This is a genomic window from Cupriavidus sp. 10L43_2 (genome assembly GCF_056395265.1).
Window position 1 is genome coordinate 73921 of record NZ_JBFTJE010000003.1, and the last position, 21129, is coordinate 95049.

Here is a 21129-nt window from a genome sequence, read left to right on the forward strand (position 1 = left end):
GCCCTTCGTGGCCTGCTCGACGCCGTCGCTGAACCTCTACAGGCCCTTCTCGTCGACCTTGAAGCCCAGGGCGACGAGGAATTCACGGATGACGGTACTTTGGGCCATTGCTCTGCTGTTCCAAGATGCGGCGCGCGGCCGCCTGGTTGTCGGCCCGGACGGCCAGCGCGTCATTCATCAGCGCGATGTCTTCAAGCCCCAGCGTGCCGTCGATCAGGGACTCGTACTTGCACCAGCCCTCGGCAACTGGTGCCAGCAGCCAGTCCTCGCCGTCTGGCAGGTGCTTCAGCCAGCCTGTGCCGCCGATTCCGGGCTGCTCGCTTGGCTGGTAAGCAGCCCTTGAATAAAAGGGCCGAGGTTGGCCACGATGACCTGCACCACCAGCGGCAGGATCACAGCCATGTCCATGTCTTGGAACATCAGCTCCTTCTGCCCGGGGGAAACCACGAACGCCCAGCCGGTGGGTTGCTGCCGCTGCACGGCGGTCAGGCAGTTGTCCATAACGTAGTCGGCATCAGCATCGTTCATGGCCGCAAGCGCGTCAGCAAACGGCTGCAGGACCTGCCCAAAGCCGTCCAGGTCCTTGGTCAGCGCGCCCATCGCACCGGCCGCGCCGCCGCTCGTCTTCGCCAGCTTCATGAACACCGGGATCAGCGGCGGAATGATCGGCGCAATGCGGCGCGACACGTGGAACTGCTGCTTGGCGGTCAGACGCCCGATCGAATAGGCGTTGCCGCCAAGTTGGATTTCACGGCCCATGGTCAGTAGGTCCCCAGCATGCCTTCGATTCGGCCAGCGTCGAATACCCACTCGACGGTGCCGCCCTCGGTGGCGTAGGTCAGATCAGGCACCTTCTTGAACGCACAGAAGATGCCCGCGATTGCGTCGCTCGCAACGGACTGGGTCACGGTGATGACGTTCTTGCCCCAGAGCCGGCTGTCAAGCTTCTGGGCGTTGTACAGCGCCATCAGCGTCCGGTTGATCGGCGCCGTCTTCAGGTAACGAAGGGTGATCTGGCCGGAGCTGTCCGCGCGCAGGCTGTGCTGCACGCTGCCGTCCGAACCGACCGTCATGGTGTTCTTGTCGTTGGCCATGGCCACGGTGATGCCTTCTTCAGCCGTCGCCTCACCATAGCCGAGTGAGAACGACCCGCCGGGCCCGGTGATGGACGCCTGGACATCGAGGAACGAATAAGTGCCGCCTTGCATGGTCTCTTTCCCCTATCAGCGGTTCACGTTGACCAGGATGTCAACGGTGTGGATGGCGCCGGCTTCCTTTGCCGCAACCTGGAACGCCACGGACTTCCGCGCCTCGCGGTCGGCCTGCGACTGCAACGCGATCGGCGGCGCGTAGACGTAATAGCCCTTGGCCAGCGTGTCGCCCTGCTTCAGCGCCCCGAAGCCATCGGAGTTCCAGACGCCCGGTGCCAGATAGCCGTTGTTCACAGCGGCCGCGCAGGCCGCTTCGATCGTCGTGGCGATCAGCGCATTGCCGGCGTCGGTCTGCGGCACCTTCGTCTGGCTCTGGTACAGCAGGTTGTACACATCGGTCTGGACGCGGTTACGGAACCAGATCGAGTTATAGATCGAGTCGATGAAGATGCCGCTGGGCGTCACGCCGTACTGCACGATGGCCGTGTCATTGTCGTACTCGACAAACACGTTGCCGCGCTTGTCCTGCAACACGTTGGCCTGGCTGCTCGACAGCGTCTCCGGCACGATGCCCGGCTCCTGCTTGTACATCAGGGTGATCGTCGTGTTGTTGCCGTTGAAATTGGTCGTCAGCAAGCGGCCGAACAGCGACGCCGCGGCGTACGGGCTGTTGCTCGAGTACTGCGCGAACGAGTACTTGTACCCCTTGGCCTTGAACCGGGACAGCAGGTCCGTCGTCGCGGTACCGTCCAGCGCCTGTGGCTCCTGCGTGGTGGCGCCGTAGATGTGGCGCTGATCCGCCTCAATCAGGTCGGCCACTGCGACGTGCTGGTCGTTCGTCAGCGACGTGTCGGCAAACTGGATGCCCAGGAACTTGTTCGCGAAACGGTCCAGGAAGACATTCACGCACGCGTCCGGGGCCTCGGCCAAGATGCCGTCGACCGGTACCGAGGCCAGCCCGCTGGTCATGCCCAGCATGGCCGAGATGTCGGTGCCAGAGCCCGTCGGCGTGGCGTAGCTGATCTTCGAGGCGGTCCCCGTGGTAGGCGAGGTGGCCATGAACTGGGTGCCGTTCCACACAAATCCGGCGCCGGCCAGCGCCGTCTGGATGATCGTGGCCACACCGTTCAGGTTGGTCACGCTCGAGAAGTCTAGCGCCGAGACCGTCTTCACGGTGGCGTCGACGGTCAGCTTGAACGAACCGGCCGTGACGGCTTTCCACACGGTGATGTCCTTCTGGGCGGCGGACAGCGCCGCGCCTCGCAGCGAGCCCGCCGTGGCGGTCTTCGCCCACCGGCCGATGTTGAGCTGCGACGGCTGGGGCGTCTGTTGGAAGTACAGCAGCGCGGCCAGGTATTCCGGCGCGGTGTTGCCGAAGTCGCTGCCCACGGCGTCGATGGTTCCGTACGAGCGCATGCGTTCGTTGGTGTCGATCACCGGCGAGGCGCCCAGGATCACCTCATTGTTGAGGTTGGCGCCCTGGGCCGCCAGCGGCGACATGTTGATGGAGACGTTGATCAGCCGCGATACCGGCAGTCCGTTGGACATAGTCATTCCTCTACTGGTGAATGTTGGTCGTCGCGGCCACCGGCGGCACCGAGTTGGTGGTGCTCTGCACTTCGGCGGACAACAGGTTGAGGACCGGATAGGTCCGGGTGAGCTTGCGGCGCAGCACCAGCGTCAGGTCATAGCGCCGGTTCCACTGCTGGTTGATGAGGGCCGGCACTGGCTGGATGTCGCTGGCGCGGACGAACTTCATCCCGTTCAGCGCCAGCTGCTCGCTGTTCTGCGGAATGGACATGCTGTCGGCCAGGCGCTGGGCGTACCCCTTGGCGCTCGGCCCGTAGAAGGAGCACATCAGGTCGATCTGCTGATGCCGGGTGTAGGTGTCGCTGCCGTCGCCGGCAGGGTCATGCTGAATGGCGGGGCCTGAGTCGTTCGTCTGCACGCTGACGCCCATCGCGCACCAGTTCTCGGTCGGCTCAGGCTGCGTCGGGACGGTCGGCTGCCAGCGCGGCCGCACCATCTCCCCGGGCAAGCCGGTCACCCCTGCGACCAGTTCCTGCAACAGGTTGTCGAGATCATCGTCGTCTGGCGGAACCGGCGCCGTCGGCGCAAGGTAGCCGCCGGTGGCGCTGGTATTTGCCATGGATTACCCCGAGAGCGGTTTCAGATCGCAGGTGGCGGCAACGAAGCCGCGCCCGAAATGGCTATAGTCGTTGACGCTGACCACGGTATAGGTTCGGCCCTGCCAGACCACCTCGTCGGCGCCCTGCTCTGGGCTGCCGTCCTTCAGGCGAAGCGGCGTATGCAGCGTGATCGAACCAGTGATCAGGCTGCCGTCCGAGCCGCGCTGCAGGATGTCGCCCTTGTCGCTGGTGACCACTGCGGCGAACTGCGTAGCCGTGGGCAAATTCTGGGCGCGGCCGTGCCCGTCGACTGTCTGCGCCATCCGGTTGCACACCAGGCCGGTGTCCATGAAGTCCGGATCGAGCAGCACGTCGACGACGTCGAGTAGTGCCATGGGTCACTTCCTTTTGCGTAGCACGTAGGTGATCGAGTTGCGGTACTGGGCGGTGTCGATCAGCGGCTTGGCCAGCTCAGTGCTGGGCTGCTGACCGGCGGCGCGGGACGCCAGTTCTTCCTTCGCCCCCTTCCGGCCTCGCCGCGCGCGGTTGCGCAGCGTTGCCTCGCTCAGCGCCGGGCCGATGCCGCTGCTGATCAGCGCTCGAACCGAGGACTGCGCAGCCAGGCCGGCCATGCTCAACTGCCGCTTTGCGCCGTCAATGTCGCCATCCAGCGCCGCTTCAACGCCCTTCTGCAGCTGAGGCAACGTCTTCGGCTGCGCAGCGGCGACGCCCGGCACCAGGTGTGGACGCGCCGGAAGATTGATCTCCGGCGCGCCGTTCTCCTGGATGTATCCGATTTCGGCATTGCTGAGCGGTGCGCCATCGTCCTTGCGCCCGGCGGTGCTGTCAGGCACGCCGACAAGGACTTGCTGGTCGACCAAGCCGTTGATGGACTGAAGCACCTGCTTCAGCCTGTCCACCTTCATGAAGCCCATGGGATATCCCCGATGGGCTGGCGCGGCTACAACTGCATGCCGCCTGCGCCCATCATTCTGGCGAGAGTGAGAAACCGGACACCGTAGGTCGTCAGGTTCCACATACCGGCGTCGTCAATGGTCGCTGCGCCGGTGTCGTAGCTGGCGCTGACCTTGTCGACTGCCTTGGAAGATTGCGGGCCGGTGACCTGGCCCGGGATGCCACCGACTTCAGCTGTCGCCTCGTCCCGTCGAGCGAGTACGAGGAAGTGCGCCGCGCAAAGCTCAATGCCCTGATCGGTCAGCACGCCCCATCGGCAGGGGTTCACCAGTGACGTCGCGATGATCAGCTGAAAGTCGATGGACGCGTCCGAGTACTTCGTCGCGTCGGCAAACTCCGGAAAGTCGGCTCTGAACTGTTCTGGTGTCATAGGTGGTTGGCTGATGCCCCTCGCGAGGCATCATACCCCCTTACTTCTTGCCGGTCTGCTTGGCCGCGGCGTCCGCCGCCTTCTCCCGCTCGGCGATAGCCACCTCGCGGGTGTCCAGCGCTTCGGCGCGGGCGTTCAAGTCGGCTTCGCGCTGGTCGGCTGCCTTCTCGCGGTCGGCGACCGTGCCGGCGCGCATGTCCAGAGCGTCCTGCCGTTCCTTCAATTCCTTGGCCTTCCCTTCCAGGAACTGCCCTGCGGAATCTAGGGCTGCCCGCTGCTCGGCCAGGTCACCGGCCTCCCCACCCGCCGCCGGCTCCTCGCCGATATGGGCCTTCACGAACCAGTGCTCGGCCACCGCCGGTGGCACGGTGTGGTTGCCCACGGGGAACTCGTGCTTCCCGCCCTCGTGCTGGAGCACGAAGGCCTTGCGAACGTAGATCTTCGGCATGGCGCGCTCCTTAGATGCCGTCGCGGTAGCCGATCAGCTCGGGGTACACCACCTCGACCACGCCCAGCCGGCCGAAGTAGGTGGTGAGCTGACGGATGTCGCGATATTCCAGCGGCGTGCGCTGAAGCGGCACCAGCGGGAACCGAACCTTGTCCTGCTCCTTGGTGTACGCCATCATGCGGTCCGCGTTCGCGACCCCGCGCTGGAACAGCCACTTCAGCGGCTGGATGTTCAGCGGCCGGCCGTTGATCGAGTTCGAGATCGTGTTCTGCTTCACGTACTCGAGGATGCTGATGTTGCCCGCATCGCTGACCTTGCGGCTGACCAGCAGCCCGAACTTGGCCGGCGGCAGGCGCAGCTCGGACGGGCATACCGCATAGGCGGACGCCGCCCACACGCTCGTCAGAAGCTCATTGACGTCCGCGACGATCTGATCTGGCGTGGCCGTCGCCCAGGTTCCGGTGGCGGCATTCGACACGTTGGTGACCGTCGCCGCATTCACCAGGCCGGTGACTCCCAGCACGGTATCGCCGATGTACACCTGCTCGTCGACATCCATGTTGTGCTTGAGCTGCATGCCGGTGAACTTTTGCTGGTCCACCGGGCGCCCCAGCTTCTGGGCGGATTCCAACTCAGGGATGGTCCAGCCGATCTGCATGCCCCACAGCGTCAGCGGGCTGGCCGTCTTGCCGATGTCCAGCGCGATGCCTGCGATGGCCGAAGCGTCCTTGCCGATCCACGACTTGCCGTTCGGGGAAGCGCCGCCGGCAGCCGCGAAACTGGAGTTCGTGAACGACGACGTTTCGTCCGCGATGGACACGTCCTCGCGCAGGTCGATGTCGCGCGACCAGGTGACCGAGGCCAGCGGGCCGTGCAGCGTCTGGTCCAGGCGTTCCAGCTCGCCGATCAGGAAGGCGCCAGTGCTGTCGATCGTGCGGCTGTCGAAGGTCAGCATGCTGTCGCGCGTGCGGGCGCGGATGATCGCCGGGGCGTTGACCATGGCGATGGCAGCCGCCGCGGCCATGCGCGGGAGGATGATTTTGCTCATTCTGGGAAACCCCTTAGATGTTGTAGGAGATCTCGACGTTGCCGTTGGCATCGCCGGCGTTCATAAACGTGGCGCCAACAACCGCGATGGTGTTGGTGCTGTCCGCAGCCGCCTCGATGCCGCCGATCGGCTTGCCAGCGGCAGCTGCGGCAACCCGCACATACACCTGGCCACCAATGGCCGGCGTGCCGGCGTTGTTCTTGACTGTCATGTAGCCGCGGCGCATGACGTCCGCGACGCCGGTGGTCGGAGGCGTGGCCGTGCCGAGCGGCTCCGACCCGGCGCCGCCGGTGGTCGGGTACGGACGGACCAGCAGGCCATACACGGCCGTGGCGGCGTCACCGCCAGCGATCGGCACGAACTTGCCCGCGGCGATCTTGCCGAACAGCCCGTAGCCGGGGAACGGCAGCGCCGAGTTCAGGATCTGCGACTCGACGGTCGCCTGCGACTGGCGCGAGATATCCCCGGGGATGCCCGAGGCCATGCGATACAGGATTGCGTTGCCCATGTGGCACTCCCTTAGTTGGCGGACCGGTCGGCCCAGTACTTGCGGTTGGCTGCGTTGATGTCGGCGGCCGTGCGGGGCTTGCCGAAATCCTTGGTCTTCGCGACGCCGTCGTGCGTGCGCCCGTTGTTCTGTGCCTTGATCAGTTCGCTGGCACCCATGAACGCGGCGTGCACGAGCGCGGCGGGCAGCCTCTCGAAATCGGTCGTCAGGCCGCCGAGGAACGGCGTGATGGCGGCCTTGCCCGCCTCGGTCTGGTAGGCCAGGTCGAGCGCCTTGCGCTGGCACTTGCAGAGTGCGGATGCGCGGTCCTTGGTCGCCATCTTGGCGTCCAAGGTCGGCAGCTTGATGCCCGGCGCCAGGATCTCAGCGCGCGACGGGATGCTGGCCGCCGCGTCGCCGGTGTAGAGGTCGACTTCGGCCTGGCTGATCGTGGCGGCAGTGCCCGGGTCGGTCAGTTCTTCACCGCCGTCGCCGGTCTTGCTCTCCTTCTCCTTCGCCTCGCGGGCCTTCCGCTCTTCTTCCGATTCTTCGTCACGCGCCTCGATCTTGGCGAGACGGGAGTCCAGCGCCTTGACCGTCTTCAGGATCTGGCCCAGCGCGTCGCCGGTCTTGGCAGCGTCCTCCGCAGCTTCACGCTTCGCGCGCTCTTCCTCGGATTCCTCGTCCATGGCCTCGGCTTCCTTGGCCAGTTCCTCTGCGCCCTCGGCGTCTTTGGCCATGAACGCCGCGCGGATGCGGTCGGCGAACGTACGCTTGCCCTTGGGCTTGCTGTCAAAAGTCTTCATGTCTTCGGGTTCCTTATCGCCGATCGCGCAGCGCGGGCCACACCGGCCGCGCTCGACGAGGGCTACGTGGTTGACAACGATGTTCCGCTGTACCCCGCGGCCGGGTGATACCTGTTCGTAGTCCGCCTCATACCCGAGGCTGACCTCTTCGATGCCGTCCGTCTGGATCGCATCGATGGCCTGCTGATCGGTCACCATCAGGTCAGCGACCAGCAGGTCGTCGGCGATGCCGGTGCCGCGGCGCAGGTTGAGCATCGCGCCCTTACCGAGCGTGGCGAAGTTGGCGGGCGTGACGAAGTCGTCCGGATGGTCCAACGTCACCGGCTTGCCGATGCAGCTGGCCAGCGTCTCGGCACGGAACACCTCTTCGGGAGTCCGACTGATGCGGATCAGGCCGTCGGGGCCAGGCTCGACGGGCACCTCGCCCGGGCCGTACAACATCTCGCCGGTGCGCGCCACGGGCACTTCCTCGCACAGCAGGAAGCCCTCGGGCGTCAGCGAGCGCTTCGGGCCCAGCTTCTGTACTGTGTAGAAGCGCATATCAATCCTCGGAAATCACAGGTTCCGTGTAGCAGCGACAGTTCGGGAACTGGCCGGCGTGGCCTTTCATCCCGTCCAGCGTGGGCGGGTCATCCCAGGCGACGAACTTGCCTTCCATTTCACGATGCGAGTCGCGCACGTCACCGTCGCCGGACGTCCGCCAGAAGTACCCAGGCGAGCCGACATGCAGCGCGCGCGCCTCGGTCAGGGTCGACGCGGTGCGCGCGACCTCGGTCCGGGCGATCAGGTCGGCGCGGCTCTTGGCCACGTCGCCCGATGCCTGAATCGCCTTCGAGATCTCCGACGCCCTGCTGCTGTCCTCGATGCCCTCGATGGTCAGCTTGTGCACACGCTTGGCCGCATCCAGCGGGATGGACTTGATCAGCGTCACCTGCTCGCCCATCAGGGCCTGCATGGCGGCGCCGGTCGGCGCCGTCCGGATCTCCTGCCGCAGCGCGCGAGACAGGTCGGCCGAGTACTGCATCCAGGCCTTTTCGTCCCGCCGGTTCACCTCGGTCAGCATCTCGGCCGCGGCGCGCTCGGCCCACGGCGTCAGCGCCTCGGCGTACCGCTGCAGCAGCTGCTCAATCGTCGGCAGGACGCCGGGATCGCCAGGCGGAAAGCCATTGACCAACACGCCCACCTGCTGCGCGACCTGTCGGAGCTGCGTCCGATACACCCTTTCCGGTCCGCTTGTCCTTACCGGATTGCGGCGGCGCTTCCGGTCCGTTGTTCGGGTCATCAACATCAGGCAGTTCCATTTCCGGCACCGGGGGCGGCTCGTTCTCCGCGTCCTCGATCGCATCGTCCGTGATGCTGGTGAACACCCCGGTACTGTGGCTCGACTGGCGCAGTTCCTTCATGGCCGTCGGCTTGTCGACCAGGTCCGCGTCGTAGGCCTGCGTCACGGCCTCGGTCACCGTCTTGGCGTTCTGCGCCTTCTCGGTGTCGGACAGCTGCCACAGCGACGTGAAGCCGTAAGCGAAGCCTTCCGGCGGCGGCTTCCCAAGCTCCGACCGGACCACCACGTCATACAGCCGCGTGACGGGCGCGCGCAGCTTCCGTTCCTGCTGCTGCTTCGTGTTGTCGTAGTACGTCCGCAGGTCCGATTCGCCGGTGCTGTTCAGGCCGGCCGGCGACTGGCCGAACAGGCGCACCAGCGGGATGCCCAGGGCGCCGGACAACTGCTGGCCGAACTGCATCAGGACGCTGTCCAACCCGGAGAACTGGTAGGTATCCGTCTGCAGCTCGTCTGCCGCGTCGATCAGGGTCAGCCCCTCATTCGACTGGTACCGGCGGATGAAGTCGACGTTCTTCACAAGCGCTTCCATCGCCGGGCCGCCCATGGCGATGATCTCGCGAAGCTTGTCGACCTTGTACGTGCGGAGATGGGCCTTGTAGACCAGCTGAGCGGCGCCGATGGTGGTGCTGTCGAACGCTACAAGCCGGTCAATCAGCCGCTCGATCACCGACTGCCCCCAAAGGTTCTCGGCGATCTTCTGCCAATACGGCAGGTCCACGCCGTCAATGCGCAGCACCCGGCTGTAGTGGATCCGCTGGCGCTTCAGCGCCATGCTGTCCGCCACCACATCGTAGTAGCGCGGCTGGCCCATGTCCGGACCCATCTCGGTGACCAGGTCCTCGAGCGACGGCTGCACCAGCCAGCGGTCCAGCACGTACAGGCCCTTGAACTGGTCTTTGCCGATGCTGTCCAGCCGCAATGGCGTGCGCGGGTCCTGCCCATCGATCAGCATCACCGCCAGCGCGCCGCCATAGAGGCGCGCCCACTTGATCGTGTCGTTCAGGCGGTCCCAGAGGCCCATCCGCTCGAAAGCGGCATTCAGCTTGTTCTGGTCGGACGGGTCCAGCTCGGCATCGATCTCGGTGCCCGCGCGCGTCATGTCGTCGGCAACCACGTCGACGGCCTGGCCAACGATCCAGCTCGACCGGTACATGGCCTCCAACTGCACGCGGTTGCGCGAAATAAAATCGAAGCCGTAGCTGAACTGCGACGCCTGGTTGTTGGTGCCCAGGCCCAGACGTGCCTCGAAGTTCTGGAAGCTGTCACCGGTCATCCAGCGCTTGGCACTCGCGGACGCAGCCACCTCGGCCCGGTGCGCACGGATCTGCGCTTTGCGTTGGTTACGGTTCATTGCTGTCCGAGTTTGGTCCAGATGTCCAGCGACCGGCCGCCGGCCAGCATGTCATTGATCGCGTCCACCATCGGATCGATCTGGTCATCGTGTGCGTGCGTGTCGTCAGGCGTGAAGGCGTCGCATTCCTGCGTGAAATCGCTCACCCACTCGGCCGCCTCGGGAATCATCACCAGACCGGCGTCGATGTAGCTGACCACGTCCATGACGCGCACCAGCTTGTCGCGGTGCCGCTCGATCCCCTCGACGGGGATGGTCCCCGACGCCTGGATGTCCTGGATCAGCCCGGTGCCGCTGGCCTTGTCCTCGACACGCATCTTTACGAGTGCCGCGCCGAAGTGGAAGTCGTACGGCAGGTGCTTGTTCCAGAAGTCGATGGCCTTCTGCCGCAGCTCGGGCGCCGGCCACTTCCCCCGGATCTGGTCGAGCAGGTAGATCCGACCGTTCTTCCCATGCCCCCAGCACTGCAGGACGCTGTAATCGTTCCGCTCGGCGGTCTTCTGTGCCGTGTCGGCATAGATGACGCGCTTGTGCAGTTCGGGCGCCACCGTGTACCGCCCGAAGTTGGCGCTGCGGATGATGCCGCCGCCCAACGGGCTGGGGCGCTGCATGTACTGCCCACTGAACACATACTGGTCAGCCTTCTCGCTGGCCAGCAGGTCGTCGAGCGGTTCCTTGTAGGGCCAGTAGCTGAACCGGCCGTCTTCATCCGCTTCGCCGTGCTCCACCAGCGTGCGGATGCGCTCGGGCAGCGCCTCGACATATTCGTCGGTGATCAGCGCCGGGATCTCGATGAATTCCCAGTCGCCCGGCACCTTGCCGGCCTTGATGAAGCCCGTCGGGTCTTCCTCGGCCAGCCGCTGCATGATCACGATGATCGGCGTGTCCGGGTTGGCCTTCCGGCTCTTCACCGTGGACAGCAGCTTGCGGTTCGCCTTGTCGCGATTCGGCTTGCTGTACGCGTCCTCGACCTTCAGCGGGTCGTCGATGATGATGGCGCCCTGCCACCCATCGGTCATGTGCCCGGCGCGGAAGCCCGTGATCTGGCCGCCCAGCGACACCGCGTACACACCACCGGCCTTCTTGCCGTCGGCGAGGACGTTCCAGCGCTTCTTCGACTTCGCGTCCGGTGCTATCGAGAGCGGCCACAGCGCCTGGAACTCGTCCGACTGGACAATCTCGCGCGCCGTCTCGCTGTTCAGCAGCGCCAGGTCATCCGAGTACGAGATGTGCAGGAACCGCGCGCGCGGGTTCACCGCCAGGCCCCGGGCGATCAGGTTGATCGCCACTAGCTCGGTTTTCGACGAGCCCGGCGGGACGTTGATGACGACGTTCTTCAGCTCGCCATCGACGACACGCTGCACCGTGTCCGCAATCAGCACATGATGCCAGTTGACGCGGAACTTGATGCCCTGCCGGTGCTTGAAGAAGTACCGGCTGAAAAACAGGTGATCGCGCTCGCACTTCGCCTTCAGGACGGCGCGCTCGACGGACGGGTCAATACTCGTCTTCGAGTTTCGCGACAGCGGCTGCGACCTGTTTTTCATCGACGACGGTGGTTCGTTGCTCGACCGGCCCGCCGTCCTTGCCTGTCAGCTCAATGCCTGTGGCCGGCTCTTTCCATCCCGCCCGCACCTTCATCCAGAAGATGGCGGCGGCCACTGCGCCGTTGCCGTTGCCTCGCGCCTTCTTGAACAGCGATTCGGCCACCAGCGCGTTCGTCCGGTCCACAGCGGTGTCCAGCTCGGCGCGGAAATGCACACGCAGCGTCTTGGGCGTCATGGGCTTGCCCGTCTGCGGGTTCACGATGCAGCTGGCGATGTACTCGTGCGGTGCACCGAAGCCGGCCAGCGAGCTGACCAGCCTGCGGTCTTCCTCGGTCGGCTCGAAAGGTTTGCGTCCCGCCATGGGTATCACTCGTCAGGTTCGGGGAACAAATCATCCGCCAGCACCACGTCACCGCACGCCGCCACGGCACGCTTCCAGTCGCCCTTCACGAACACCAGGACATTCTGGTGAACCTTGCCCAGCTTTCGGCTGGCCGCAAACTGCTTGCCCGCGCGGATCGGCGCACTGCCCAGCGCCGTCAGCAGGATGGCTTCGTTGTACAGCCGCATGCCGGCATCGATGAACGCGTCGATCGTGTCCGACACGAAATTCCGATACGGGCCGGTGCCGCGCTTCTCGCGCACGTCGCCGACCACGAAGCAGGCGAATCGGTCACGCTTCAGCAGGCTGACGGCGCCGACGATCACCTCGCGGTAGGCCTCCATGAAGGCCGGATAGTCCATCGTGGACAGGTCCGCCGGATCGTCCGAATACCGTTCCAGGTCCGCATACGGCGGGCACGAGAACAGGAAGTCGGCCTCGACATCGGGCAGCCGCCGCGCGATCTGCCGGCTGTCGCCCACGTGCCAGGCTGGCGCGGGATCTTCGGTCTGCACCAAGTGCAGCTGGCCACGGTTGGCCTCGACCTGCTCAGCGCGCAGCTCCATACCCACGTACTGGCGCCCGAGGCGCGCCGCGACAACGCCGCGCACGCTGCCACCGGCGAACGGGTCAAGCACCAGGCCGCCCGGCGGGCAGAACCACCGATAGGCCAGCTCGCACAGCACCGGATCGAAGATGCTGGTGCGGTGCTGCGGCGCGGCGCCCTGCTCGGCCTTCTGGTGGTCAGACGCCGACGCATAGGCCGGCGCGTCGCGGCCCAGCTCGGACTGGATGCCCAGGCCCAGCCATGCGGCCTTGCGTTCCTGCCACGCCGCGTCGCGTGCGTTGAGCGTGCTGAAGGGCGGCACCATGAACTGCTCGGCCAGGGACCGGCGCTGCGCGCCAGGCGCCGGGCCCGGTGGGTCCAGCAGCTCGCCCAGCTCGTCCGGCGAGAAGCCGATCACGGTCAGGTCGAAATCAGCTTCTCGCAGGTCCACCAGCTCGGCGGCCAGTAGGTCGATATCCCAGCCGGCGTTCTCGGCAAGCTTGTTGTCCGCGAGGATGTACGCGCGGCGTTCGTCCGCTGCCAGGTGCGACAGGTCGACCGTGGGCGCTTGGCCCGGCACCGGGCAGTTGGCGATAGTCTCGCCGGCCGCCCACATCTGCGTGGCCGCTTCCAGCCGGCCATGGCCTGCCAGCAGCTCGTCGCCGGCGATCAGCGCCGGATTGGTCCAGCCGAATCTGCGCAGCGACGCCTTGATCTGCTCAACCTGGGCGGCGCTGTGCGTCCGTGCATTGCGCTCATAGCGGATCAGCTCGTCGGCCGCGCGGTAGCGGATTGTGAGCTGATCGGCCTTTTTCATACGCGGTAAAAATGCACGGGCGGGGAATGAAAAATGCCCGGAACGGGTAGCCGGGCAAAGCCACCTGGGAGGGTGGTAGGAGACAAACGGGACGGCAGCGAATCGGGGCCAGAAATGCAAAAAGCCCGCTTGCGCGGGCTCTGGACGTAATTCGCAGGTGTATCGAATGAGGGGCATTTTTGTGCATGAAATGCACAATGTCAAGAAAAACCCGAAATCCGCCTACGCTTCGGCCTGCTCTTCGAGGGCAACCATCCCCGCCGCCATGAGCCTGCCATCGATGGCCAGCCAGGCTACAGACTCGACGCCAGGTGCCGCCATCAGGCCCTTCTTCCGTTCGCCTTCGATCCACAGCTTCAGCTTGGCGTTCTGCGCGCTGACCGTGTTGCGGTGCGCGCCGCAGTCCTCGGCGATCTGCTGCAGGTCGACACGGACGCCGAAGATCTTCTCCAGGATGGCCCGCCGCACCCGGTAGTGCGAGAACGAGCCAGACAGCTGCTGCATCGCGCGCTCGGTCAGCCATACGATGGCCGCGTTCCATTCCGGGTTCGGGCGCCGGGCGGCGCAGCATGGCCGGCCGCAGTCGCAGATGACGTCGCGCGGCGCACAGCGAGCGGTCAGCACCGCTTGGTGCAGCTCGGGCAGCATGCTGAGTTCGAGACGGACCATGCCGGCCTGCGCCGCACCGTCGACGCCAACCAATCCCTTCCCCGAGCCGATGGCCGGCGTCATGGCCTTGTTCATCGCCGATGCCTGGTACTGCTGGCCCGAGTAGTTGAACGCGAACACCAGCGCCGCGTGCGAGCTGTCGAAAAGGCGTTCTTCCATCGTGTTTTCCCCGGTCACATTCATTCCTTCACGCCGCCTGTAGCGGCAACTGTTCCACGCTGACCTGCACGCATGGGGACGTGCTGTAGCGCTTGCTGATGCGGTATTCCACTGCCTGGGCGTCGTCCAGCCAGACGATGCCGTTCATTCCGTCTTTCACGGCCTTGAGCACGTTATCGGCGTCCGGCTTCTTGGTGGCTGCCACGAGACCCGCTGCGGCGTCGCGCTGGCGCTTCTTGGACCAGCTGATCGGGATCTGCAGGTTGATGTCCAGCCACAGCTCGACCGGCCCCTCGATCGGCGGCAGCCCAGCCATGGCCTGTGTGGCGAAGAGCTTCACCAGGTTCTCGTACGTCGCGGTCTTCTCGGGCGTGTAGGTCCGGACGAAGCTGCCCTGCCGCGCGAACTTGGGCCGGCCCTTGGCCACCGGCTGGCCGGGGATGGCGAACACCACGCGGCGCAGCGGGCGCGATTCGTCGAAGAGCGAATTCGTCGTCATGCCACCACCTGCCCCAGCGCCACGCCGTACATGAGCCGGTACACACGCTCGAACTCGCCCGGGTTCATCCGCTCGGCCTTGCTGACCTCGCGTTCCATGAGCCGCTGGTCGCCCGACGCGGCGATGACGCGCAGCCGGAACCAGATCGCGTGCTCGTCCGGGTCGCGCTGGACGCCCAGTTCTTCCGCCTTGCCCTGGACGCCTTCCGCCGTTGCATCCCAGTCGGTCGCAGACGGCGTGCCGCCCTTCTGCTCGGCCATGGCCTCGTCGAGGAACATCTCCAGGAAGCCCGGGTTGACCGGCGACGTGTCCCTGTCGGCGTCCCTTCGCGCGCACGCGAGGGCATGAGCCCGGAGCAACGCCGGCACGCCGATGCAACGATCTGCAATCCGGAGCAACGCCTCGTGCGCGCGCGAGGACAGCCGCAACGCCCTGCCCTTCTCGGCTTCGAGCTGCACCAGCAGTTCGCCCACCGCGTCAGCGGAAAGCGGCGGCGGCGCGGAGTTATCCACAGGGCCTACACCGTGTGAAGCACCTACGCCGCTTGAAGTAGGTATGGTGTTAGGTGAAGGTGGAGGTGAAGGTTTGCCGTCTCGTTCGGCGTCCCGTTGGTGCATTCGTTCAACATCCGTTCCAACATCCGTTGAACATCCGTTGCTATTTCGTTCAGAATCTCGTTTGACCCGCCGTGCCTCGGCCGATGCCTTACCGGCCTTCGATCGTTGGCTGATGTTAGCGTTCGCTCGCTCAAGTTCGGCGTCTACGCGGTGGTGGCGCAAGGCGCCGTCCTGCTCGTAGAAGAAACCACGCAACTCAGCGCCCGCGTCGCGCCAGTCTTTGCCATCCATCCGTGCAATGCGTCGCAAACGTTCGTCCTCTACCGGCAGACGGCCGTCATTTACCCAGGCGTGCATCAGCATCAGCAGGTAGGCGCCATGCTCTGCCGCGCTCAGGTGCGAAGTGTCGGCCAGATAGTCTGAGATATAGAGCGGCATCCAAACGTCGGCGCGCTTTTCCTTCACTCTGGCCATCACGCCACCTCCAATCCCTTCCGGGCGAGCGTGCGCAGCGCCTGGTATTCGTCGCGTGGCAGGCAAACCATGCTGTCGTCGCCAGGGGCGACGACGTCCAGCTCGAGCACTTCGAACAGCGTGCAGAACTCGGCGAAGCTCAGGCGGTGCCCGCTGTTGTTCAGGAAGCGTGAGAAATTCGTCGCTTCGACGCCGATGCGCTCGGCCACCTTCTTCTGCGTGAGCGGAGCAACGCGGTTCAAGACCATCGATTCCAAGCTAGGCATGCGATGCTCCAATGTGCTCGATCGATTCCATAGGATTGACCCCAACGAAACAACACAGCCGGGCGCCACGGCGGCCGGCCAGAATGAAATGGGAAACGGGTGCTACTACCTGATGCCGGGCGGCATGGCGGCGAGATCCGTGCGGGGCACGGCCCCAGCGCGGAACAACAGAAAGCGACTGCGCGCGACGCAGCATGGTCATACCCCCGGTCGGACCGCCATGGGTCCGTTCAACAAAGCGCGGACACCCCGCGCGGCTACTAAAAGGTGCATCCCCGCGGATGTGGAAGAATCGAGACCTCTGACCTTCTCAACCATCCACAAAAGGGGGATGCATGGACAACGAAAAACAGACGCAGCAAATGCTGCAGATCGCCCTGAAGGGCGTTGCAGAGCTTCAGGCGCAAGTCACGGTGCTGAGCTGCTGTCTTCATGCGCTGCTTCCAGCAATCGACGAATCGAGGCGGCCTGCAGTTGCAAGTACTCTGCGAACGGCTCTCGACGGGATGCTTGCCTTGGAAGACGAGTTCCCGAAAGCCGCGCCCCATCAGCACGCCGCACTGGCCCTGGCAAACGGATTGCTACGAGCGCTCGACGCCCCGTCCCAAGGAAAGGCTTAAGTTTTTTCCGAGCCGGCTGTTGCCGGCATGTCTTCGCCCAAAACAGGGCTGCTGCAACAGCACCCTTCATGGCGCCGCCTCCGGTGGGTCTGATTTTTCGGCCCTCTGCCCAGCGAAGAAAAACGCCAGCAGATCCTCGCGAGTGAACGTCGCGCCGAAATCGACACATGCCTTCCATAAGGCTTCCATGCTCGCCCTGCGCGGAATTTTTCGCGCGTAGACGAGATGCGTCTCGATGTAGACGGTGGTCGTGTTCGCCGCCACGGCGAACGCTTCACGTTGCTCGACCGGTAGCGATCGGTAGAACGACTTGAAGTCTTGGGCGCAAGGAGTCGAGTTCATGCGCCGATTCTATGACCTTTTTGGTCATATCTCAAGGGCAACTGTTACCAAAACAGCTTATTTACCTTTCTGGTCAATCAGGGTTCAATCACGCGCATGAAGTCAGTCAAGGAAATCCGCCGCGAAAAGCTGGCAATTGCGATCCAGGAAAAGTGCGAGGGCAACCAGTCTCGCGCTGCGGAAGCACTCGGCTATTCGACTGCGTCGCTTGTGAACCGCTATCTGAGTGGCGGAAAGGACATCGGCGACAAGACCGCGCGGAAGATCGAAGACACCTTTGGCTATCCGACCTACTGGATGGACACAGATACCGTCTCGGCGGCATCGACGGCAATTGCACCGAAAGTTCCAGCCAGCGCTGCGGCCACGCTTGGCACTCTGGAAAAGTGGCAGATCGAGGATGCGTTTCGCCTGAAGGAACTCTTCGATTCGAAGGCCCAGTTCTCCCAGGAAGAGTTTGGGCGCCGGTTCGAGGTCGGCACCCAGGGCATGGTCTGGCAATACCTCAACGCGCGTCGCGCCCTGAACATCAAGGCGGCAAGCGCCTTTGCGAAGGGTCTGGGCGTTCCCGTGGACTCGTTCAGCCCGCGCTTGGCCGATGAAATCCGCCTGGCGGCAAGTCACGTCGCTGATGCCATTCCGGCCGTCCCACGCGGAGCGGAGTCGGGCGCCCGACCTTGCGATCGCGTCGCGCTCGTGATGGCAGAGCAGCACCTGGACGTGCAGCAGCTCGCGCAGCTGCTGACAGTAGAGCCGCCGGTAGTGAGGGCCTGGCTCGAGCCGGAGGCGCCAAAGCTTGGCCTGCACCATGCAGTGAAGCTGCAAGAGGCCTACGGCTACAGCCCGAAGTGGCTGATCAATGGCCAGGGCCATCCGAAGCTCAGCGGCGCCATCGAGCCTGAACTCGACGAGCCTTCCCTCCCGTTTGATACGTTCCAAATTCCTGACGACGCATTCAGGAAGATCCCCGTTAGAGGCATGGCGCAGTTAGGTGACAACGGACACTTCGTAGACGTCGAGTACCCCGTTGGGCACGGCGACGGCTACGTCTTCTTCCCAACCAAGGACCCTGACGCGTATGCGCTGCGCTGCAACGGCGAGTCGATGCGGCCGCGGGTAAAGCACAACGAATTCGTGGTGGTCGAGCCGAACACCCAGGTCCAGAACGGCGATGAGGTCTTGGTGAAATCGCTGGACGGGCGGGTCATGGTCAAGGAACTGGCTTACGTTCGGGACGGGATCGTTCATCTGTCATCGGTGAACGAGCGCCACGGCATGCTGAGAATTCCTCAGGACCAGATCGAGCGGATGCATTTCGTGGGCGGCATTGTAAAGCGGTCCGCCTGGCGGCCTGATTAACTAGTTATCATTTTTTGTAGACGGAAATAATAATGGGCGATCCGAAAAAGAAACCAACAGAACCTGGCAACGTTGCCAACGAATCGTATACTCCGAGCTACGACTCGGTCCGCGACATCGGCAACGGCGGACAACGGCGTCGGACAAATGATGGAATTGGTCAGGATAGCGGTCGCTTCGTCTCGAACACGTTGAAGCCGCCAACCAAGCCCCCGGGGGGCGGCACCAAGAAATAGGGACTCTACTGATGACGGTCGAAAGCACCGATGGCGCATTGAGCGTTGACGAACAGTTGCACGCACTTAAGTTTGACGTTCGTCGTTCGTGCCGCTACCACGATCGCCGACGGGCATATTTTGACATCCTTCATAAGGTCACCAACGTCCTCACGATCATTCTTGCGGGATCGGTAGTCTTTTCAATCGCTCACGAGGGATCAAAAGATCCTGTATGGCTCGTTTGCATCGCCCTTGTAGCCTCGCTACTGTCTGCAGTCGATCTCGTTGTCGGCTACGCACAGAAAGCTAGTGTTCATCGAGAGTTGAAACTGCGCTTTGCCGAACTAGAAATCGAAATCCTCACAGGCAGTGAGGATGATCCAGCACTGAAGCGATATACCGTGACGCGCCTTAAGATAGAAAAGGATGAGCCTCCTGTCTATCGTGCGCTCGACATCCTCTGCCGCAACGAATTGCTTATAGCGGAGGGGTATGAAGGGCGAGAATATGAATCATTGATGGGCCGCCTTACAGGGTACGAGCGACTGACCGCCCACGTCTTTCGCTGGTCAGACGTTGCGGCTGCACAGGAAACTAGACGCGAGAATGCTGCAAGGAAAGCAGCGAAGAAACTTCGCCTTGAATCTGACAAAAACGTAGCAGCCGCGACTTAGATCACGACAAAGCCCGCCACGCCGCGGGCTTTTTGTTGCCTACTGCGGCCGTTTCAGTGCCGCGACCACCCTCTCGTCCAGCCCCACTCGATAGAGCGTGGCCCCCGCCTGCGTAAGCAGCGCCCTCTCCTTCGCCTGAATCTCCGGATCGCACAGCAGTATCGCCAGTCCGGCGATCACGTCGTCAATCTCCAGCTCCACATCGTCGTCGAGCGCCATCTGCCCGAACTCTCGGATCACGTCATCCGGTCCCATTTCGTCCCCTGATAGCAACACCCAGCCAGTCTAGCCCAAGGGGCGAGACTATCACTAAAACCAAAACGGTAAATAATATCAATCCACATATTACCTTTTTGGTTTGCATTGCTATTACCATTTGAGTAATATGTCCTCACGCCGCTGACGTTCACAGCGGTTCGCTGGAGACAGACGATGCCAAATGCCATACCAACCGCCGCCGCATACTGGCATGCGCACGACGCGCAGCAGCGCGCCGCCGGCGACCAGGTGGTTTCTTTCCGCGCCCTGGTGCGCGAGACGGTGACCCGGATCCACGGCCGCGACCATTTCGAGTTCCGCGGCGCCAGCGAGGATTCGGTCTACGAGGCCGCGCTCGACCGCAAGAACTCCCTCGACATCTACCGCTCGCCGGCCATCGCCTACCGCTACTGGGAAGGCGACGAGTACGTGGTGATGGTCCGTTGCTTCGGTCTGGACTGAGCCCGGCCATGAACCGCGACTTCTTCCTGACCGCACTGCTGATCTGCACGGCGCCGCCGCTGGTGGTGCTGGCCGCAACCCTCTTCAGCCGGGGCTGGCAATGAAACGCCGCCCAACCACCCGCCGCGCCATCGCCGAGCTGCTGGCCCTCTGGCTCGGCACCACGCTCGCCATGGCGGCTGTGTTTGCCGTCTACCACCTGGCCAGCGCCGAGCCGAGCCATCCTGCCACCACCACGTCCCGGAGCGCCACGTGAATCCCGAAATCACCTGGGAGGCCTGGTTGCGCGTGCAGCGCGCCGCTGGCTTCCGCCCCACCGGCCGCTGGCTCGCCAGCGGTGAACCTGAACTGATCCGCATCCACTGAGGCCACCCCCATGAACATCGTCACCATCCGCGCCAGTTCGCTGGCCGAACTCTTCGACTGCCCGGCGCGCTGGGAAGCGAAGCACATCCTGGGCATGCGCATGCCGTCCGGTGCGGCCGCGCATCTGGGCACCGCCGTCCACGCCAGCACCGGCCTGTTCGACCAGGCCACGCTCGACGGCGCGCCCATCACCGCCGACGACGCCGCCGGCGCGCTGGTCGACACCATCCGCGACAAGAATGCCGAGGTCGACTGGGACGAAACCAACCCGGCCGACGCCGAGCGCATCGGCCTTGCGTTGCACGCCCGCTACTGCGTCGAGATCGCGCCGCGCCAGCACTACATCGGCGTCGAGATCGCCTGCGACCGTCTGGAGATCCCCGAGCTAGGCCTCGCGCTGACTGGCACCACGGACCGCGTACGCACCACGACCGATGGCGCAGGCATCAGCGACTTGAAGACCGGCGGGCGGGCCGTGGGCGCTGATGGCGTCGCCGTCACCGCCGGGCACGGCCCGCAACTGGGCGTGTATGAGCTGCTGGCCGAGCACGCGATGGGCATCCCCATCAGCGCGCCGGCACAGATCGTCGGCCTGAACACCGGCAAGACGGCCGCCGCGCAGCGCGTTGGCGTGGGCGAGATCGTCTCCCCGCGCGCGGCGCTGCTGGGCACCGAAGAACAGCCGGGCCTGCTGCAGCACGCTTCCCGCCTCATCCATTCCGGCGCCTTCTACGGCAACGGCAAGTCGGTGCTGTGCTCGCCGAAGTACTGCCCGCGCCACGCCACCTGCCCCTACAAGTCCTGAC

Annotated in this window: 29 protein-coding genes; 6 read left to right on the forward strand and 23 right to left on the reverse strand. The window is 64.4% G+C overall.

Features of this window, described 5'->3' with window-relative positions; all coding sequences use genetic code 11:
• Window positions 1-82: 82 nt before the first annotated feature.
• The 21 genes from AC1DEL_RS05060 to AC1DEL_RS05160 form a co-directional block, all read right to left on the reverse strand.
• Window positions 83-307: a DUF6889 family protein gene (locus tag AC1DEL_RS05060; RefSeq protein WP_477144959.1), complete on the reverse strand. Its 225-nt coding sequence runs from the start codon at window positions 305-307 to the stop codon at window positions 83-85.
• Window positions 286-759 carry a phage tail assembly chaperone gene (locus AC1DEL_RS05065; protein WP_477125514.1) on the reverse strand — a complete coding sequence of 158 codons (474 nt, stop codon included), beginning with the start codon at window positions 757-759 and terminating at the stop codon, window positions 286-288. The genes AC1DEL_RS05060 and AC1DEL_RS05065 overlap by 22 nt, the downstream gene beginning before the upstream one ends.
• Window positions 760-761: 2 nt before the next feature.
• A complete protein-coding gene (locus AC1DEL_RS05070) occupies window positions 762-1208 on the reverse strand; it encodes a tail tube family protein (protein ID WP_441644070.1) in 447 nt (148 codons plus the stop codon).
• A gap of 15 nt (window positions 1209-1223) precedes the next feature.
• Complete coding sequence (locus AC1DEL_RS05075) at window positions 1224-2699, reverse strand: DUF3383 domain-containing protein (RefSeq protein WP_477125513.1); 1476 nt, start codon at window positions 2697-2699, stop codon at window positions 1224-1226.
• 10 nt (window positions 2700-2709) lie between these two features.
• The gene (locus AC1DEL_RS05080) at window positions 2710-3300 is read right to left on the reverse strand and encodes a phage neck terminator protein (protein ID WP_410748594.1); all 591 of its coding nucleotides are present in this window, start codon (window positions 3298-3300) and stop codon (window positions 2710-2712) included.
• A gap of 3 nt (window positions 3301-3303) precedes the next feature.
• Window positions 3304-3675, reverse strand: a complete 372-nt coding sequence (locus AC1DEL_RS05085; protein WP_477125512.1) for a hypothetical protein — start codon at window positions 3673-3675, stop codon at window positions 3304-3306.
• 3 nt (window positions 3676-3678) lie between these two features.
• The gene (locus AC1DEL_RS05090) at window positions 3679-4215 is read right to left on the reverse strand and encodes a hypothetical protein (RefSeq protein ID WP_477125511.1); all 537 of its coding nucleotides are present in this window, start codon (window positions 4213-4215) and stop codon (window positions 3679-3681) included.
• 26 nt (window positions 4216-4241) lie between these two features.
• A complete protein-coding gene (locus AC1DEL_RS05095) occupies window positions 4242-4625 on the reverse strand; it encodes a DUF4054 domain-containing protein (RefSeq protein WP_410748597.1) in 384 nt (127 codons plus the stop codon).
• Window positions 4626-4665: 40 nt separating this feature from the next.
• Window positions 4666-5073, reverse strand: a complete 408-nt coding sequence (locus AC1DEL_RS05100; RefSeq protein ID WP_410748598.1) for an STY1053 family phage-associated protein — start codon at window positions 5071-5073, stop codon at window positions 4666-4668.
• A gap of 10 nt (window positions 5074-5083) precedes the next feature.
• On the reverse strand, window positions 5084-6121 hold the full coding sequence (locus AC1DEL_RS05105) for a DUF2184 domain-containing protein (protein ID WP_410748599.1): 1038 nt from the start codon (window positions 6119-6121) through the stop codon (window positions 5084-5086).
• A gap of 13 nt (window positions 6122-6134) precedes the next feature.
• Window positions 6135-6629 (reverse strand): structural cement protein Gp24, encoded by a 495-nt coding sequence (locus AC1DEL_RS05110; RefSeq protein ID WP_410748600.1) that lies wholly within the window; start codon window positions 6627-6629, stop codon window positions 6135-6137.
• Between the two features lie 11 nt (window positions 6630-6640).
• Entirely contained in the window at window positions 6641-7954 is a 1314-nt protein-coding gene (locus tag AC1DEL_RS05115) for a DUF2213 domain-containing protein (RefSeq protein ID WP_410748601.1), read from the reverse strand.
• 1 nt (window position 7955) lies between these two features.
• A complete protein-coding gene (locus tag AC1DEL_RS05120; protein ID WP_477125541.1) occupies window positions 7956-8588 on the reverse strand; it encodes a phage head morphogenesis protein in 633 nt (210 codons plus the stop codon).
• Window positions 8539-10107, reverse strand: a complete 1569-nt coding sequence (locus AC1DEL_RS05125) for a DUF1073 domain-containing protein (RefSeq protein WP_477125510.1) — start codon at window positions 10105-10107, stop codon at window positions 8539-8541. The genes AC1DEL_RS05120 and AC1DEL_RS05125 overlap by 50 nt, the downstream gene beginning before the upstream one ends.
• Window positions 10104-11654 carry a phage terminase large subunit gene (gene terL / locus AC1DEL_RS05130; protein ID WP_477125509.1) on the reverse strand — a complete coding sequence of 517 codons (1551 nt, stop codon included), beginning with the start codon at window positions 11652-11654 and terminating at the stop codon, window positions 10104-10106. Before terL ends, AC1DEL_RS05125 begins: the two co-directional genes overlap by 4 nt.
• A complete protein-coding gene (locus AC1DEL_RS05135; RefSeq protein WP_410748604.1) occupies window positions 11605-12015 on the reverse strand; it encodes a hypothetical protein in 411 nt (136 codons plus the stop codon). Before AC1DEL_RS05135 ends, terL begins: the two co-directional genes overlap by 50 nt.
• Window positions 12016-12020: 5 nt before the next feature.
• Window positions 12021-13400 (reverse strand): DNA methyltransferase, encoded by a 1380-nt coding sequence (locus AC1DEL_RS05140; RefSeq protein WP_477125508.1) that lies wholly within the window; start codon window positions 13398-13400, stop codon window positions 12021-12023.
• 222 nt (window positions 13401-13622) lie between these two features.
• Window positions 13623-14228 carry a DNA-binding protein gene (locus AC1DEL_RS05145; RefSeq protein ID WP_313818057.1) on the reverse strand — a complete coding sequence of 202 codons (606 nt, stop codon included), beginning with the start codon at window positions 14226-14228 and terminating at the stop codon, window positions 13623-13625.
• Between the two features lie 28 nt (window positions 14229-14256).
• Window positions 14257-14727, reverse strand: a complete 471-nt coding sequence (locus AC1DEL_RS05150; RefSeq protein WP_477125507.1) for a RusA family crossover junction endodeoxyribonuclease — start codon at window positions 14725-14727, stop codon at window positions 14257-14259.
• On the reverse strand, window positions 14724-15758 hold the full coding sequence (locus AC1DEL_RS05155) for a YdaU family protein (RefSeq protein WP_477125506.1): 1035 nt from the start codon (window positions 15756-15758) through the stop codon (window positions 14724-14726). Before AC1DEL_RS05155 ends, AC1DEL_RS05150 begins: the two co-directional genes overlap by 4 nt.
• The gene (locus AC1DEL_RS05160; RefSeq protein WP_313817872.1) at window positions 15758-16024 is read right to left on the reverse strand and encodes a CII family transcriptional regulator; all 267 of its coding nucleotides are present in this window, start codon (window positions 16022-16024) and stop codon (window positions 15758-15760) included. Before AC1DEL_RS05160 ends, AC1DEL_RS05155 begins: the two co-directional genes overlap by 1 nt.
• A gap of 335 nt (window positions 16025-16359) precedes the next feature.
• Between AC1DEL_RS05160 and AC1DEL_RS05165 the strand changes: the two genes are divergently transcribed.
• The gene (locus AC1DEL_RS05165; RefSeq protein WP_477125505.1) at window positions 16360-16644 is read left to right on the forward strand and encodes a hypothetical protein; all 285 of its coding nucleotides are present in this window, start codon (window positions 16360-16362) and stop codon (window positions 16642-16644) included.
• 66 nt (window positions 16645-16710) lie between these two features.
• Here the strand turns inward: AC1DEL_RS05165 and AC1DEL_RS05170 are convergent, their stop codons facing one another.
• Window positions 16711-16986 carry a hypothetical protein gene (locus tag AC1DEL_RS05170; RefSeq protein WP_477125504.1) on the reverse strand — a complete coding sequence of 92 codons (276 nt, stop codon included), beginning with the start codon at window positions 16984-16986 and terminating at the stop codon, window positions 16711-16713.
• A 96-nt stretch (window positions 16987-17082) separates the two neighbouring features.
• Here AC1DEL_RS05170 and AC1DEL_RS05175 point away from each other — a divergent pair, with 96 nt between their 5' ends.
• On the forward strand, window positions 17083-18345 hold the full coding sequence (locus AC1DEL_RS05175; RefSeq protein ID WP_477125503.1) for a S24 family peptidase: 1263 nt from the start codon (window positions 17083-17085) through the stop codon (window positions 18343-18345).
• Window positions 18346-18592: 247 nt separating this feature from the next.
• Entirely contained in the window at window positions 18593-19237 is a 645-nt protein-coding gene (locus AC1DEL_RS05180; RefSeq protein ID WP_477125502.1) for a hypothetical protein, read from the forward strand.
• Between the two features lie 39 nt (window positions 19238-19276).
• Here AC1DEL_RS05180 and AC1DEL_RS05185 read toward each other — a convergent pair whose 3' ends face one another.
• Window positions 19277-19456: a hypothetical protein gene (locus AC1DEL_RS05185; RefSeq protein ID WP_477125501.1), complete on the reverse strand. Its 180-nt coding sequence runs from the start codon at window positions 19454-19456 to the stop codon at window positions 19277-19279.
• 213 nt (window positions 19457-19669) lie between these two features.
• Here AC1DEL_RS05185 and AC1DEL_RS05190 point away from each other — a divergent pair, with 213 nt between their 5' ends.
• The 3 genes from AC1DEL_RS05190 to AC1DEL_RS05200 all read left to right on the forward strand — a co-directional run bounded on the left by AC1DEL_RS05190 (window position 19670) and on the right by AC1DEL_RS05200 (window position 21128).
• Window positions 19670-19957: a hypothetical protein gene (locus AC1DEL_RS05190; protein WP_477125500.1), complete on the forward strand. Its 288-nt coding sequence runs from the start codon at window positions 19670-19672 to the stop codon at window positions 19955-19957.
• Between the two features lie 100 nt (window positions 19958-20057).
• Window positions 20058-20213 (forward strand): hypothetical protein, encoded by a 156-nt coding sequence (locus AC1DEL_RS05195; protein WP_477125499.1) that lies wholly within the window; start codon window positions 20058-20060, stop codon window positions 20211-20213.
• A 120-nt stretch (window positions 20214-20333) separates the two neighbouring features.
• On the forward strand, window positions 20334-21128 hold the full coding sequence (locus AC1DEL_RS05200) for a PD-(D/E)XK nuclease family protein (RefSeq protein WP_477125498.1): 795 nt from the start codon (window positions 20334-20336) through the stop codon (window positions 21126-21128).
• Window position 21129: the final 1 nt, after the last annotated feature.